This window comes from Streptomyces lanatus, from assembly GCF_014655715.1.
Taxonomy (GTDB): domain Bacteria; phylum Actinomycetota; class Actinomycetes; order Streptomycetales; family Streptomycetaceae; genus Streptomyces; species Streptomyces lanatus.
Genome location: NZ_BNBM01000022.1, coordinates 16,763 through 31,284 on the forward strand (window position 1 = coordinate 16,763; position 14,522 = coordinate 31,284).

Sequence of the window (14,522 nt, forward strand, 5' to 3'; positions counted from 1 at the left end):
CGGACCGCGGAGTCCGTGTGCACGCCATGGATGCGCGGCAGCCGACGAGGGCGTTCGGCTGCGAGCGAGTGGTCTAGATCCGCCAGCGGGACGTACGGACGAGCGCCACACGGCCGGTGCGTGCGCTACGGCGTCCGCGGGGCGACGGCCGCACGAGAGGCCTTCCCACCAGCACGGACAGGGCGATGAGCACGACCAGGGCCATCGCGCCGAGGGGAAGGTCCTCGGCCGAGGGAGCGGCGCTGCGGACGATCGCGTCCGCGGCGCAGTCCTCGGACTCGTAGGGGCCGTGGGGGCCATGGGGGCCGTGCGGGTCACCGCCCGCGGTCACCGCCACCGATGCGGCGGCGGGCAGGGGCACCGACGCGTGCGTCTGCTCGGTCGCGCCATGGATGACGGCGCACAGCATGAGCGCCATGACCAGCGTGGCACGGATCGCCGGGACGAATCGGCGCCAGGATGCGGGCGTACGGGAGTGAGTCGGCACAGGTCCTCCGCGCTGCTGGCTCGCCTCCGCGGTGGGGCACGGAGTGAGACGCATGGGTGGGGGCAGGACGGCATCGACGAGACGTGACGACCCATCATGAGCATGGGGTACGGGCCTCGTCGCGCGGTACCGGCCGAACCGGTGACAACCGGCGGGCCGTCCGGAGGGCTCCGTGCCTCCTAGACCTGCCGCACCACGGAGGCTGATCTCAGCGCCGCCGGTGACGCCTCGTCGACGGGCCGGCTCATGGCGGGCGTACGCGGAAGCAACGCGTCATCGGCGCCGGTCGATGCCCGCACCCGCGCCGCGGAGCAGGGCGCCGCCAGGGCCGACCCCTGCTGCGGCTGCCCGGACAGGCACTGCTCGCCAGGATGCGCCGGCGTATGGCCGCCGCGGTGGTCGTCGGCTCCGGCGGCCGTATACGAGGACACCGGCGCCGCCGAGGCCGTCGCGCTGATGGACAGGTGTCCGTCGGCGCTCTCCGCATGCCCGCCGTGCGTCATGAGGACCCCGAACAGCAGGACGGCCAGGGCGAGTACGCGTGGCAGGGAACCCGCGTCCGCGCGGGTCCCGCCGATGCGCCAGGGCGACCAAGCCGTAACCATGCCGTGATCGTAACGGCTCACCGACGGTGCTCGACGGGACGTCCCGCGACATCGGTCGAACTCGTCAGGTGAATGGCTTGTTTGCTACGGCGAGTGCGCGTTCTCACCGATGGTGAGGTGAGGTCAGGTAGTGCTGCCGGAGGAGTTCCCTTCCGTAGTCGTTGCCGTTGGGGGTGCGGATGACGGAGTGGACGTGCTTCTGGGTGGGGCCGTCGCCCTGGGTGGCTCCGTAGGCGCCGGCCAGCGGGCCCGGGCCCTGGCAGTCGACCTCGACCCAGACGACGGGGCTGTGGACACGGACGTAGAAGGCGGAGTCGTCGGCGATGCCGCCCGCCCAGGTGACATAGGTGTCGGAGAGGTGCTCGGCGACCTCCGCCATCCGTACCTTCGCGGCGTCCGCCTTGGCGCGGCCCACGAACGCCTCGACGATGCCGAGGAGCTTCTTCCTCTGGGCGGCGTTCAGCTTGTCGCCGCGCAGGCCCTCGTACGCCTGGACCGTGTTGTCGGCGAACGCGCCCGCCTTCATCGACTCGTTCGACTTGGTCGAGGAGGCGATCGCGACGGACTGCTGCGCCGTGGTGAGGGAGTTGATGAAGGCCAGTGAGGCGACGACCTCCTCGTGGCAGACGGTGACGGTCTCGCCGTCGATCTCCATCGAGGTCGGTTCCGAACCCCAGAAGCAGGGGCTCATGACCACCTGGCTGCCGAGGACGAAGTAGTTGACGACGAGGTGGTGGCCGTCGAACTGGAAGCCCCACGGCTCGGTCGCGGACGGGGTGCCCATCAGGGTCCAGTAGTAGGCGTCCTCGTTGAAGGAGTTCGTGTTGCCGATCGCCTCGCCGGCCGCCTGGTTGATCCTGCGGATCTTCTCCGTGGTCTCCAGGCCGTCCGCGCTGAGCGCCGCCTTCAACAGGGCGGTGCCGAGGGCCTTCTGGTCGTCGCTCAGATCGGCGAGGGAGACGCCCTGACGGTCGTAGGAGTCGATGTTGGACCACAGCCGCCACTCGGTGGAGTGGACGGTGAACTGCGTGGACGTCTTCTGGGTGTCGGTGAGCCCGGCCAGGAAGGCGTTCGCCGCGGAGATGACCGGGGCGGTGGCGACCTTGGTGGAGTGGATCGTGAACAGGTCGTCGATCCGCTTCCCGTCGGTGGTCAGGCCGAAGAAGTCCTCGGTGATGGTCTGGTTCCCGGGGCCTCCGCCGCCGGGAGCACCGCTGGGAGCGCCGCTCGGGGCCGGGCTCGCCGAGGCGTCGGTGGTGGCGTCTTCGGCCATCGCGGCCCAGGCACCGGCACCGCCCATCGTCGCCACGGCAGTGGCACCGGAGGCGAAGAAGACCTTGCGCATGAAGTTGCGACGGCTCGCGTGGGCGGTCATCGTCACGGGCTCCTCTCATCGTGGGCACGTCCACCGTTGGGCGGCCACGGGTGCCAACCCTGGGGCCCCCAGCTGAGGCTGAGCTGAACCGCATCGCGTACGGCGGCGGCAGCGGCGCCGATATCGCCGTACGGCACACCGCTGACCTGCGTGTCTGTGAATGTGCCGTGGATTCAGCGGGCGTCGGCGGCGTGCGGCAGCGCGACCGTGAACTGCGTGTGCCCGGGCTCGCTCTCGACGTCGAGGCGGCCGCCGTGCGCCTGGGTGATGGCCGCGGCGATGGACAGGCCGAGGCCCGAGCCGCCGCCCTTGCCGGGGGTCCGGGTGCGGGAGGTGTCGGCGCGGGTGAAGCGTTCGAAGACGGTGGGCAGGAGCGCGGGCGGGATGCCGGGGCCGTCGTCGTGCACGCGGATGACGCGGCACGCGCGCGTGGCCTCCACGGTCACCGTGATCCGGGTGCCGGGCGGGGTGTGCGCGCGGGCGTTGGCCAGCAGGTTGGCCACGACCTGGGTGAGCCGGGCCGGGTCGCCGGTCACCGTGGCCGGTTCGTCGAGGCGCAGCGCGAGCTGCCAGTCGTGGTCGACGCCGGTCGCCCGCGCGTCCCACACCGCCTCCGCGACCAGGGTGGCGAGGTCGACGTCCTCCGCCGCGAGCGGCCGTCCCTCGTCGAGCCGGGCCAGCAGCAGAAGGTCCTCGACGAGCCCGGTCATCCGGGCCGACTGCGCGGAGACCCGACGCCAGGCCTGACCCGCGTCGATCGGCGCCGTGCCCCGGTCCATCAGCTCGGCGTAACCGGCGATGGAGGCGAGCGGGGTGCGCAGTTCGTGGCTCGCGTCGGCGAGGAAGCGGCGCATGCGTTCCTCGGTGCGCCGGCGCACGGCGAGCGAGGACTCCACGCGGTCGATCAAGTGGTTGAGCGCGGCGCCCACTTGGCCGGCCTCGGTGGTGGGGTCGGTGTCCCCGGCGGGGACCCGGGTGAGGCCGGTGACCGCACCGCGGTCCAGCGGTGCCCGTGCCACCTCGACGGCGGTGGCGGCCACCCGGCCGAGCGGCCGCAGCTGGCGCCGTATGACCACCGCGCAGGCGCATCCCGCGACGACGAGTCCGGCTCCGGCGATGGCCGTCTGCGTCACGATCAGCCGGTGGATCGTGTCCTGTACGGCGGCCATGGGGAGCCCGGCCAGCACGGCGGCGCCGTCGCCGCTGACGGCGGCCACCCGGTAGGTGCCGAGGCCCGGGATGGTGCGGGTGTGGAGCGTGCCGTCGGCGTCGACCCCGGACAGGGCGGCGCGCTGGGTCGCGGTAAGAGTGGTGCGGTCTCCGTCCTCGTCCACCACCTCGGCGGCCGTGACCTCGCCGTCCGCGAGGCGTGCGGCGACGGTGCCGGCGGGCTGCCCCCGCTCGCTGAGGAAGCTGAGGTCCGTGGCACCGCCGGCCCGGTAGTGGGCGCCGCCCTCGCCGCGCTGCGCGGCGTCGCGGACGCGCTGGTCCAAGCTGTCCAGCAGATGGGCGCGCTGGACCAGGACCGTGGTGAGCGCCATCGCCGCGCAGACGAGGGCCAGCGCGACCGTGGTGAACAGCACCAGCCTGGCCCGCAGTGAGCGGCCCCTGGCCCGAAGGGGCGTCATGTGCCGCCGTCCGCCGCCCTGATGACGTATCCGGCGCCGCGCACCGTGTGGATCATCGGCGCCCGACCCTTGTCGATCTTTCCGCGCAGGCTGTACACATACACCTCGACGAGATTGCCCTCGCTCTCGAACGTGCTGTTCCAGACCTCCCCGACGATCTGCGCCTTGCTCAGCACCTGCCTGGGATGGCGCATCAGATAGCCGAGCAGGTCGAACTCCTTCGCGGTGAGCGCGATCGGCGTCCCGGCGCGCTGCACCTGCCGGGTCGTCTCGGACAGCGTCAGATCGCCGAGCACCCGTACGTCGTGGTCGGCCGCCTCGCGTTCGGCGCCGGCGCGACGCAGCAGGCCGCGCAGCCGCAGCATGACCTCTTCCATGGCGAAGGGTTTGGTCACATAGTCGTCGGCGCCGGCCGACAGCCCGTCGAGGCGGTGTTCCAGGGCGTCACGGGCGGTGAGCATGAGCACGGGCAGCCGCGCGTTCTCGTACCGCAGCCGCCGCAGCACCTGCACACCGTCCAGATCGGGCAGCATCCCGTCCAGCACGACGGCATGCGGCGCGCACCCCCGGGCGAGCGTCAGGGCACTGCGTCCGTCCTCCGCGACGAAGGGCTGCCACCCCGCATCCGCGACAGCCCACGACAGCAGCTCGGTCAACTCGGGTTCATCATCGACGATCAGCACACGCACCGCACTCCGGCGACTGGCCGGGGCTCCACTGACGACAGGCATACGCGTGAGCCTGCCCCGGCTCCCTGAGAGACCGCTGTGGGTGTTCTGTGGTCCGATCATGGATGGCACATGCGCGGCCCCCGCCAATTGTTGTGACCTACGCCACGCTCACCCATTGGTTACGTTGAGGTTCCTGGTTACCGACGGTGAGCATGGAGAGGCACGGGGGACGAACCCCACGCGGCAGAGTGCCGTGGCGCCCCGTCGGACCGAAAGGAACGAGTGACCATGACCAGCAAGAACATCGACATCGCCCGCGATTACTTCCAGGCCGTCCAGACCGGTGACCTGGCCAAGGTCGGAGAACTCCTCGACGAGCAGGTCGTCTGGCACCAGCCGGGCACCAACCGGTTCTCCGGCGAACACCAGGGCCGCGACGCCGTCTTCGCCCTGCTCGGCGGGATGATGGAGACCAGCCAGGGCAGCTTCGCCATCGACCAGGTCCACGCCCTGATGGGCAACGGCGACACCGTCGCCGCCACCATCCACTTCACAGGCAGCCACACCACCGGCTCCATGAGCATGGACGGCGTCGACCTCCTGCGCCTCAAGGACGGCAAGATCGCCGAGGTGTGGCTGTTCTCCGGCGACCAGCGAGCCGAGGACGCCTTCTGGGCTTGATCGGCCGGCGCCCGGTCGACCCGCCCGACCCGAAGGAGGACGCGCACATGCCGCAGCTGCCGGCTTTCGATGTCATGACGGCGACCTGCCCGTCCCGGACCTCGCTCGCTCGTATCGCCAACAAGTGGACGGCCATGGTGGTCATCGCCCTCAGCGCCGGCCAGATGCGCTTCCGCGACCTGCGCTCCGCGGTCGACGGGATCAGCGCGAAGGTCCTCACCGAGACACTCCGCGATCTGGAACGCGACGGAATCGTCACGCGCCATGTGTACGCCGAGGTCCCTCCCCGGGTCGAGTACGAGCTGACCGCACTGGGACACACCCTGCACGCACCTCTTCAGGCACTGGGCCGCTGGGCCGAGGACCACATCACCGAGGTACTGGCGGCACGGGAGGCCTACGACGCCCGTCAGTGATCCGTGTCCACGAACTTGTCTGACAGCTGTGTGAAGCATGCCGAACATGGCTCGCGCTCCAACGATGCTCCTCAAACGGTGAAGGGCCGCTGCTGCAGGAACTCGTTATTGGCACTGCCGGTCACGAAGAGGCCGGGGCTCTGGTTGGGCGGCATTCTGCGGAGAATTTCACGCTGGAAGGACTTGTGCCCGCCGGTGAACTTCCCTTCGCTCCACACTTCGCGGAGTGTGCCGGTGAACAGCCCGTTCTCCCAGCCGTCGGCGGCCAGCTGATTGTCCGCGCAGGCAGAGATGAGCAGGACACTGGCCGCCAGTTCGAGGGTGTCCTTCGGATTCAGGTTCCGCTGGATCGTGTCGTAGAGCGTCTTGTCCCGCGCATACGCCTCGTGCTGGGTGTCCGGCGGCATGACCCGGGAAGTGACTTCGATGCGATCCGGGTCGCGGGTCTGGTACTGCTCCTCCATCGCGTCCGGGGTGAGGATCTGTCGCACCGCTCTGACGGCCGTCTCACTGTGACAGCAGTCGAAGTAGGCGGAAATTCGTACCCCTTCGGCGAACGCCTCGAATTCCTTGTACAGCTCGTCATCTATGAACTCGCGGTCGTACAGGACCAAGGTCTCGTCGAGACGGTCCGGCTCGTCCTCGGGCCCGTTCCGGTCGGGCACCTGGCCGCCATGACCCGAGTAAGTGAGGAGAAGGATGTCGCCGGGTACCAGGACCCCGGCCGCCCTTCGGAGTTCCTCGGTCACCTTGTCGACCGTCGCGTCCGCCGTGAGCAGCACCTTGCGGTTGTCGAACCCGGCGTTCCTGGCGATCTGTTCCATGTCGCGAGCGTCGTTCTCGCACGCGTTGAGCTTGCCGTCCCAGCCGCCGTATCGAGCGGGGTCGACACGATTCAGTCCGATGTGGAGCGATATGCCGTTGGCCATGGGGTGGCCCCCTTCTCTACGGACGGCGAAGCGTCCGGAGCGGATCCCCCGAGCCCGAGATAGTCACCCGTTAATGCCAACTATATCCAAGTTTGCCCCAAGTTGCGCCTTTTTAGTTTTCCTCGCAGACTCTCGGCACCCACCGGCCATCACCCTGCACCAGCGGGAACCGACCCGGTACCGACGCGCACCGTTACCCCGTTCGGCCTAGCCTGGTGAGAGGGGGTGACTTTCATCGGACGGGAGGAAGGGAGATCCGTCATGACCAAAGTCGCCACTGGCACCTTCAAGACGTACCGGGCGGTGGCCGACTCCCAACGCGCCAGGGAAATCGCCAACACCACTTCGCCGTTCACCATTGAAGTCCGCTTCGTCGGCGGACTGACGGAAAATCAGCAGGACGCCTTCGCGGCAGCGGCCGATCGCTGGGCCAAGGTCATCATCGGGGACCTCGACACCGCGGTAGTCGGCGGCGACGTCATCGACGACCTGCTGATCGAGGCGGAAGGCGTCACGATCGACGGCCCCGGCGGCATCCTCGGCATGGCCGGCCCCACCGACTTCCGTGACGGCAACGCCCAGTTCGGTCCGCTGCTTCCCGCGAAAGGTCTGATGAGGTTCGATTCCACCGATCTCGCGGAGATGGAGGCGAACGGCACGCTCGTCGATGTCATCACCCATGAAATGGGGCACGTACTGGGCATCGGGACCCTGTGGAAGCCCCTCGGCCTCCTCAGCGGAGCCGGCGGCCAGGACCCCACCTTCACCGGCCCCCGCGCCCAGGCCGAGTTCGCCACGCTCGTCTCGGAGGCCCAGCCGGTACCGGTACCCGTCGCCAACTTCGGCGGACCGGGCACCAGGGACAGCCACTGGCGGGAAGCGGTGTTCGTCAACGAGCTCATGTCGCCGTTCATCTCGGGCAGCAACAACCCCCTGAGCCGGATGACCGCCGCGAGCCTCGGCGACCTCGGCTACCAGGTCGACCTCGACGGCGCCGAGCCGTACACGCTCCCCGACCTCCTCCAAATCGCCCGCTCGGGTGGACTCTTGCCCCACACCGCACCCCTCGGCGACGGCATCATGCTCCCCGCAGTGCCCACGCAGCTACCCGCCACCACGCCCTGACGGGCGACCCGCGGATCAGGAGCCCTTGGCCGCCGGTTCGAGGATGGCCACGCACTCCACATGATGAGTCATCGGAAACAGATCGAACGCCCGCAGAGTCCGCACCCGATACCCCCCGTCCCGGAAGTACCCCAAGTCCCGCGCCAGCGCCGCCGGATCGCAGGCCACGTATGCGATCCTCCGCGCGCCCAGCGAAGCAAGGTGTTCGACCGTCTTGCGGCCCGCCCCCGCCCGAGGCGGGTCCAGGACGATCAGGTCCACCTCGGTGATTCCGGTACGCGGCAGTACCGCCTCGACCTTGCCTTGCTCAATACGCACACGCTCGAAGTCGGCCAGGTTGTGCCGGGCGTCCTCCACCGCGCGCTTGCCGGACTCGATGCCGAGGACCGCGCCCTTGTCGCCGAGGCGGTCGGCGAGGGCGCCGGCGAAGAGGCCCACGCCGCAGTACAGGTCCAGCGCCATCTCGCCCTTGCGCGGGAGCAGACCCTGCATGACCGCCGTCACCAGGGTGTCCGCGGACTTCGGGTGGACCTGCCAGAAGCCGCCGCTGCCGACGCGGTAGGTGCGGCCGTCCGCGCGTTCGCGGACGAAGGGGCGGCCGTGGACGCGGTGCACCCCGCCGTCCTTCTCGCCCACGCGCATCACCGACACCGGGCGGTCCAGTTCGACGATCGGGAGCCTCGCGCCGGGGCGCGGCGTGAGGATCACCTGGCGGTCCTGCGAACCCGTCGCCGCGATCGCCTCCACCGACGCCATGCCGGTCCAGTCCCGCTTCTCGATGCCCAGCTCGCTGACACCCTCCGCGGCGATCATGCAGTGGTCGACCGGCTCGACCTCGTGCGAACGGTGCCGGCGCAGACCCGCGCGGCCCTCGGCGTCGACGGCGTACTGCACGCGCGTGCGCCACTGCGGGACCTGTCCCGCGGGCAGCTTGTCGCCCTCGGCCGGCATCACCGTGCCGTCCCAGCCGACGTCCTCCGGCGTCAGTCCCGCGAGCCGCTGCAGCTGCTCGGCGACGACCTCGCCCTTCAGCCGGCGCTGGGCTCCCGGCTTGGCGTGCTGCCAGTCGCAGCCGCCGCAGCGGCCGGGGCCTGAGAAGGGGCAGGGGGCCTCGACACGGTCCTTGGACGCGTCCAGCACGGTCACCGCGTCCGCGCGCAGGAAGCGGTCGCCCTCCTCGCCCTCGGTCACCCGGGCCACGACCCGCTCACCGGGCAGCGTGTGCCGGACGAACAGCACCTGGCCGGCGTCGGTGCGGGCGATGCAGTGCCCACCGTGGGCGACGGGGCCGATCTCGACCTCGTACTCCTCCCCCACCAGCGACTTCTTCTCTTCTGCCTGCATGGTGGGGTGACTCCAGATCGAGAGGGGGGCGCGGCCCCGACCAGAGGTCTCCTGAGGGCCTGACAACAGCCCACCAGTCTACGTGCTCCCCGCCCCCGTCACTCCCGGGTCACTTCCGGGCTTCCGTCTCCTTCGCCCGCTCCTGCGCCGGCCCCCGCCGCACCGCACCCGGCGCGTTCCACTCCCCGCGCTTGCGGGCACGGACCTTCGCCGCCTCGGACGACTGGAGCTGGTAGGGCACCGAAGTGACCATGATGCCCGGCGTGAAGAGGAGCCGGCCCTTCAGGCGCAGCGCGCTCTGGTTGTGCAGCAAGTGCTCGTACCAGTGACCGACCACGTACTCGGGGATGATCACGGACACCGCATCGCGCGGGGACTCCTTCCGCACCCCCTTCACGTACTCGATGATCGGCCGCGTGATCTCGCGGTACGGCGAGTCGAGGACCTTCAGCGGTACGTCGATCCCGCGTCGCTCCCACTCCTCGCGCAGCGCCTTGGTCTCCACCGGGTCGACGTTGACGCTGAGCGCCTCCAGGGTGTCCGAGCGCAGCAGCTTGGCGTAGGCCAGGGCGCGCAGCGCGGGGCGGTGGATCTTGGAGACAAGGACGACCGAGTGCACCCGGGACGGCCGTACGCTGTCGTCGCTGGGGCCCTCGGGGGCGGCGAGTTCCTGGGAGACGTGGTCGTAGTGGCGGCGGATCGCCGTCATCGTGACGTAGAAGATCACCATGCCGAGCAGGGCGACCCAGGCGCCGTGCGTGAACTTGGTGACCAGGACGACGACCAGGACGAGCCCGGTGAAGAAGGCGCCGAAGGTGTTGATCGCGCGGGAGCGGACCATGTGGCGGCGCTGGGCCTGGTCCTTCTCCGTGGCCAGCAGGCGGTTCCAGTGCCGGACCATGCCGATCTGGCTGAGCGTGAAGGACACGAACACGCCGACGATGTAGAGCTGGATCAGGCGCGTGGAGTCGGCACCGTAGATCCACACCAGCAGCGCGGCCGCGCCGGCGAGGAGCACGATGCCGTTGGAGAAGGCGAGCCGGTCGCCGCGGGTGTGCAGCTGGCGCGGGAGGTAGCGGTCCTGGGCGAGGATCGAGCCGAGCACCGGGAAGCCGTTGTAGGCGGTGTTCGCGGCCAGGAACAGCACCAGGGCGGTGGCCGCGGCGAGCACGATGAAGAAGAAGCTGCCTTTGCCGAAGACCGCTTCGGCCACCTGGGTGATGACGGGGTTCTGGACGTAGCCGGAGCCGACCGCGACACCGTCCTTGACCAGGTCGACGGCCGGGTTCTCGGCCATCCGGACCTTGGTCGCCATGGCGAGCCCGATGATGCCGCAGAACATGGTGACGGCCAGCAGGCCCATCGCCGCGAGCGTGGTCGCGGCGTTCTTCGACTTGGGCTTACGGAAGGCCGGGACGCCGTTGGAAATGGCCTCGACGCCGGTGAGCGCGGCACAGCCGGAGGAGAAGGCGCGCAGGAGGAGGAAGACCATGGCGAAGCCCGCCAGGCCCTCGTGCTCCGGTTTGATCTCGTACGACGCCGTGGGCGCCCGCATGGTGTCGTCCAGGACGAAGCCGCGGAACGCGCCCCAGGCGATCATGATGAAGACGCCCGCGACGAAGACGTACGTCGGGATCGCGAAGAGGCTGCCGGACTCGCGGACGCCGCGCAGGTTCATCACCGTCAGCAGCAGGATCACCGCGGCCGCGCACTCGACCTTGTGCTCGACGACGAACGGGATCGCGGAGCCTAGGTTCTCGATGCCGGAGGAGATGGAGACTGCGACGGTCAGGACGTAGTCGACCAGGAGCGCGCTGGCCACCGTCAGGCCCGCCTTGGGGCCGAGGTTGGTGGTCGCCACCTCGTAGTCGCCGCCGCCGCTGGGGTAGGCGTGCACGTTCTGCCGGTAGGAGGCGACCACGGTGAACATCAGCACGACGACCGCGACCGCGATCCAGGGGCTGAAGTGATAGGCCGACACGCCCGCGATGGAGAGGACCAGCAGCACTTCTCCGGGCGCGTACGCCACGGAGGACAGCGGGTCGGAGGCGAACACGGGCAGCGCGATGCGCTTCGGCAGGAGCGTTTCCGCCAGCCGATCACTGCGCAGTGCGCGCCCGATCAGAATCCGCTTGGGCACGTCGGTCAGTTTGGACACAACAGAGAATCGTAAGCCCCCGGTCTGGGGCGGAGCACATCCGGGTGAAATCGCGCACGGCGCGGGGGTGAATTCCGCGTTCCGCTCGCGCCGGGCACCGGGCCGCGTGGCGTCCGCGTGCCTCCATGACCTGCGTCGGTACGCTCATCACATCCGGTCGGATCCGGGAGGACCTCATGTCGCAGACGACCGCTGAGCTCGTCGGGGCCCTCGTCTCGCTCGCTGCGCTCGGTGTCCTGGCACTGGCGAGCCTCCGCAGCTTCAACCGCCGCTGAGGGCACCGGCGGACGCCCCGGCCGGTGTGTCGGACCCGGCGGCTACGGTGGGACCGAGGCACTCGCGCGTCCACGATCCGTACCGCGAGGGATCATTCAGGCCATTGCCCGGCATGATGTTGCCCAGCGGTCCGCGACCGGCCCGCGACCGTCGCCCGGCGAACCGAGAGAAGGTTATGAGCACCACGTTCACGCAAGTCAGACGCCTCACGAGGAGTGCGGGGTAAGCGCCGTGCACATCGTCATCATGGGTTGCGGAAGGGTGGGCTCCGCTCTTGCCCAGACCCTGGAGCAACAAGGGCACACGGTCGCGGTGATCGACCAGGACCCCACCGCGTTCCGCCGGCTGGGCCCCGGGTTCGGCGGCCGCCGCGTCACCGGTGTGGGCTTCGACCAGGACACCCTGCGCGAGGCCGGCATCGAGGAGGCGGGCGCCTTCGCCGCCGTCTCCAGCGGTGACAACTCCAACATCATCTCCGCGCGCGTGGCCCGCGAGATGTTCGGCGTGGAGAACGTCGCGGCGCGGATCTACGATCCCCGCCGCGCCGAGGTCTACCAGCGCCTGGGCATCCCCACCGTGGCCACGGTCCGCTGGACGGCGGACCAGATGCTGCGCCGGCTGCTGCCCTCGGGCGCAGAGCCGCTGTGGCGTGATCCCACCGGCGGCGTCCAGCTCGCCGAGGTGCATACGTCCACCGACTGGGTGGGCCACAAGATCAGCCGGCTCCAGGAGGAGACGGGCGTCCGCGTGGCGTTCCTGACCCGCCTCGGCGAGGCGATCCTGCCCACCTCGCAGACGGTGCTGCAGGAGGGCGACCTGGTGCACGTGATGATGCGCACCGACGAGGTCGACAAGGTCGAGGCGGCGTTCGCCAAGGGTCCCGAAGAGGAGGGCGGTCACTGATGAGGGTCGCCATTGCCGGTGCCGGCGCGGTGGGCCGCTCGATCGCGGGCGAACTGCTGGAGAACGGCCATGAGATCCTGTTGATCGACAAGGCCCCGACCGCCATCTCGGTCGAGCGGGTCCCGCAGGCGGAGTGGCTGCTGGCCGACGCCTGTGAGATCACCTCGCTGGACGAGGCGGCGCTCCAGCGCTGCAACGTGGTGATCGCGGCCACGGGTGACGACAAGGTCAACCTGGTCGTGTCCCTGCTGGCGAAGACGGAGTACGGCGTTCCGCGTGTCGTCGCCCGGGTGAACAACCCGAAGAACGAGTGGCTCTTCAACGAGTCCTGGGGCGTGGACGTCGCCGTCTCCACCCCGCGTCTGATGTCCGCCCTGGTCGAGGAGGCGGTGAGCGTGGGCGACCTGGTCCGCCTGCTCCGCTTCAGCCACGGCGACGCCAACCTCGTCGAGCTGACCCTCCCGGAGGAGTCGGCCCTGGCCGGCACCCAGGTCGGCGACGTCGAGTGGCCCCAGGACACCTCCCTGGTGACGATCATCCGCGGCAACCGCGTCCTCACGCCGTCCCGCGAGGACTCCCTGGAGGCGGGCGACGAGCTGCTGTTCGTGGCCGCACAGGCGCGGGAGGAGCAGTTGGAGGACCTGCTGTCGGTGCGCCGGGAGGATGCGGCGGGCTGAGGCTTTCGAGGGGTTACGACGCCGGAGGGCGCCCTGCACACGCAGGGCGCCCTCCGGCGTCGTACGGAAAGTACGGAAATCTACGCGTCGCGCCGGTGCTGCCCGCCCGCGGTCTCCTCGGCCAGCGCCGCCTTGCGCTCGTCCTCCGCCTTCTCCGCCGCCTCCATCTCCGCGAACACGTCGATCGGCGCCGGCGCCTTCGCCAGGAAGACCCACGTCAGCCACACGGCCAGCAGGAACGGCGGGATCTTCAGGGCGACCAGCACCCAGCCGAGCTGGGTCGTGTCGGCCCACCAGTACAGCGGGAAGAGGATCGCGCACTTGGCCAGCAGGATCGCGCCCCAGGCGTAACTGGCCTTCGCGTAGGCCTTCTTGCGGCCGGGGTTGCGGGTGCGCCAGGAGAGGTTCTCCTTGAACACCGGACCGAGGATCAGCCCGATCAGCGGCACACCGAACAGGGTAGTGATGATGTACGCGAGCCCGAGCCCCAGGGTGTAGAGCATGCCGGGCAGATAGAAGTCCTTGGCGTTGCCCGTCATCATCGCGAACACGACACCGAAGGCGACGCCGAAGACCCCGCTGAACGCGTGCTTGACGGTGTCCCGCATCACCAGGCGTACGACGACCAGCACCAGGGACACCGCGAGCGCGGCGATGGCCGACAGGTGCAGATCCTTGTTGATCGTGTAGATGGTGACGAAGAGCAGGCCGGGCAGGACCGTCTCGACCATGCCGCGCATGCCGCCGAAAGCCTCGAACAGCGCGGCCTCGGTCACCGCCCGGGAGTCGTGCTCGGTGTCTGCGGTGGTGTCTTCGGTCGGCTTGTCGAGCGACGTCACCGGCTACTCCCGTCCGAGGGGTCTCAGTTCGTATTTCGGGTTGAACAGCACACGGCGGCCCCGGCTCATGGAGACACGGCCCGATGCGATCAGCCGGCGCCCGGGCTCTATGCCCACTATGGAGCGCCTGCCGAGCCACACCACGTCCAGGGCGGCGGAGCCGTCGAACAGCTCGGCCTCCAGGGCCGGGACTCCCGCACGCGGCCGCAGAGTGACCGTGCGCAAGGTACCAGTAACCGTCACGATCTGGCGGTCATGGCAGTCACCGATCTTGATACAGCCGGTGGTCTCGGCGTCCTCCCGCAGCTCCTCGGACTCCAGGTCCTCCTGCGACGAGGAGAGCCGGTCGAGCATGCGCCTGAACCGGCCCACCGACTTTTCGGAACGAGGAACAGCACTCATGTCTGA

15 protein-coding genes are annotated in these 14,522 nt (G+C 69.7%); 5 read left to right on the forward strand and 10 right to left on the reverse strand.

Annotation, left to right across the window (positions count from 1 at the left end; all coding sequences use genetic code 11):
• Positions 1-73 precede the first annotated feature (73 nt).
• The 5 genes from IE325_RS39570 to IE325_RS39590 all read right to left on the reverse strand — a co-directional run bounded on the left by IE325_RS39570 (position 74) and on the right by IE325_RS39590 (position 4,826).
• A complete protein-coding gene (locus IE325_RS39570; RefSeq protein WP_229912376.1) occupies positions 74-487 on the reverse strand; it encodes a hypothetical protein in 414 nt (137 codons plus the stop codon).
• Between the two features lie 179 nt (positions 488-666).
• Complete coding sequence (locus tag IE325_RS39575; protein WP_190075025.1) at positions 667-1,092, reverse strand: hypothetical protein; 426 nt, start codon at positions 1,090-1,092, stop codon at positions 667-669.
• Between the two features lie 103 nt (positions 1,093-1,195).
• Positions 1,196-2,467: a DUF3500 domain-containing protein gene (locus IE325_RS39580; RefSeq protein WP_190075026.1), complete on the reverse strand. Its 1,272-nt coding sequence runs from the start codon at positions 2,465-2,467 to the stop codon at positions 1,196-1,198.
• Between the two features lie 173 nt (positions 2,468-2,640).
• Positions 2,641-4,095: a sensor histidine kinase gene (locus IE325_RS39585; RefSeq protein WP_190075027.1), complete on the reverse strand. Its 1,455-nt coding sequence runs from the start codon at positions 4,093-4,095 to the stop codon at positions 2,641-2,643.
• A complete protein-coding gene (locus IE325_RS39590) occupies positions 4,092-4,826 on the reverse strand; it encodes a response regulator transcription factor (RefSeq protein WP_190075028.1) in 735 nt (244 codons plus the stop codon). The genes IE325_RS39585 and IE325_RS39590 overlap by 4 nt, the downstream gene beginning before the upstream one ends.
• Before the next feature lie 228 nt (positions 4,827-5,054).
• On the opposite strand from IE325_RS39590, the gene IE325_RS39595 reads away from it, so the two are divergent.
• Both IE325_RS39595 and IE325_RS39600 read left to right on the forward strand, forming a co-directional pair.
• Positions 5,055-5,447, forward strand: coding sequence for a nuclear transport factor 2 family protein (locus IE325_RS39595; RefSeq protein WP_190075029.1), 393 nt, complete (start codon positions 5,055-5,057; stop codon positions 5,445-5,447).
• Between the two features lie 47 nt (positions 5,448-5,494).
• Positions 5,495-5,863, forward strand: a complete 369-nt coding sequence (locus IE325_RS39600; protein WP_190075030.1) for a winged helix-turn-helix transcriptional regulator — start codon at positions 5,495-5,497, stop codon at positions 5,861-5,863.
• A 71-nt stretch (positions 5,864-5,934) separates the two neighbouring features.
• Here the strand turns inward: IE325_RS39600 and IE325_RS39605 are convergent, their stop codons facing one another.
• Positions 5,935-6,792, reverse strand: coding sequence for a caspase family protein (locus IE325_RS39605; protein WP_190075031.1), 858 nt, complete (start codon positions 6,790-6,792; stop codon positions 5,935-5,937).
• A gap of 261 nt (positions 6,793-7,053) precedes the next feature.
• Here IE325_RS39605 and IE325_RS39610 point away from each other — a divergent pair, with 261 nt between their 5' ends.
• Positions 7,054-7,917, forward strand: coding sequence for a leishmanolysin-related zinc metalloendopeptidase (locus IE325_RS39610; protein ID WP_190075032.1), 864 nt, complete (start codon positions 7,054-7,056; stop codon positions 7,915-7,917).
• A gap of 15 nt (positions 7,918-7,932) precedes the next feature.
• Here IE325_RS39610 and IE325_RS39615 read toward each other — a convergent pair whose 3' ends face one another.
• Positions 7,933-9,261 carry a class I SAM-dependent RNA methyltransferase gene (locus IE325_RS39615; protein ID WP_190075033.1) on the reverse strand — a complete coding sequence of 443 codons (1,329 nt, stop codon included), beginning with the start codon at positions 9,259-9,261 and terminating at the stop codon, positions 7,933-7,935.
• Between the two features lie 109 nt (positions 9,262-9,370).
• A complete protein-coding gene (locus IE325_RS39620; RefSeq protein WP_190075034.1) occupies positions 9,371-11,419 on the reverse strand; it encodes an APC family permease in 2,049 nt (682 codons plus the stop codon).
• Between the two features lie 507 nt (positions 11,420-11,926).
• On the opposite strand from IE325_RS39620, the gene IE325_RS39625 reads away from it, so the two are divergent.
• Both IE325_RS39625 and IE325_RS39630 read left to right on the forward strand, forming a co-directional pair.
• Positions 11,927-12,598, forward strand: coding sequence for a potassium channel family protein (locus IE325_RS39625; RefSeq protein WP_190075035.1), 672 nt, complete (start codon positions 11,927-11,929; stop codon positions 12,596-12,598).
• On the forward strand, positions 12,598-13,275 hold the full coding sequence (locus IE325_RS39630; protein WP_190075036.1) for a potassium channel family protein: 678 nt from the start codon (positions 12,598-12,600) through the stop codon (positions 13,273-13,275). Before IE325_RS39625 ends, IE325_RS39630 begins: the two co-directional genes overlap by 1 nt.
• Positions 13,276-13,355: 80 nt before the next feature.
• Here IE325_RS39630 and IE325_RS39635 read toward each other — a convergent pair whose 3' ends face one another.
• Positions 13,356-14,114, reverse strand: a complete 759-nt coding sequence (locus tag IE325_RS39635; RefSeq protein WP_190075037.1) for a DUF3159 domain-containing protein — start codon at positions 14,112-14,114, stop codon at positions 13,356-13,358.
• 3 nt (positions 14,115-14,117) lie between these two features.
• Entirely contained in the window at positions 14,118-14,516 is a 399-nt protein-coding gene (locus IE325_RS39640; protein ID WP_147994217.1) for an OB-fold nucleic acid binding domain-containing protein, read from the reverse strand.
• Positions 14,517-14,522 lie beyond the last annotated feature (6 nt).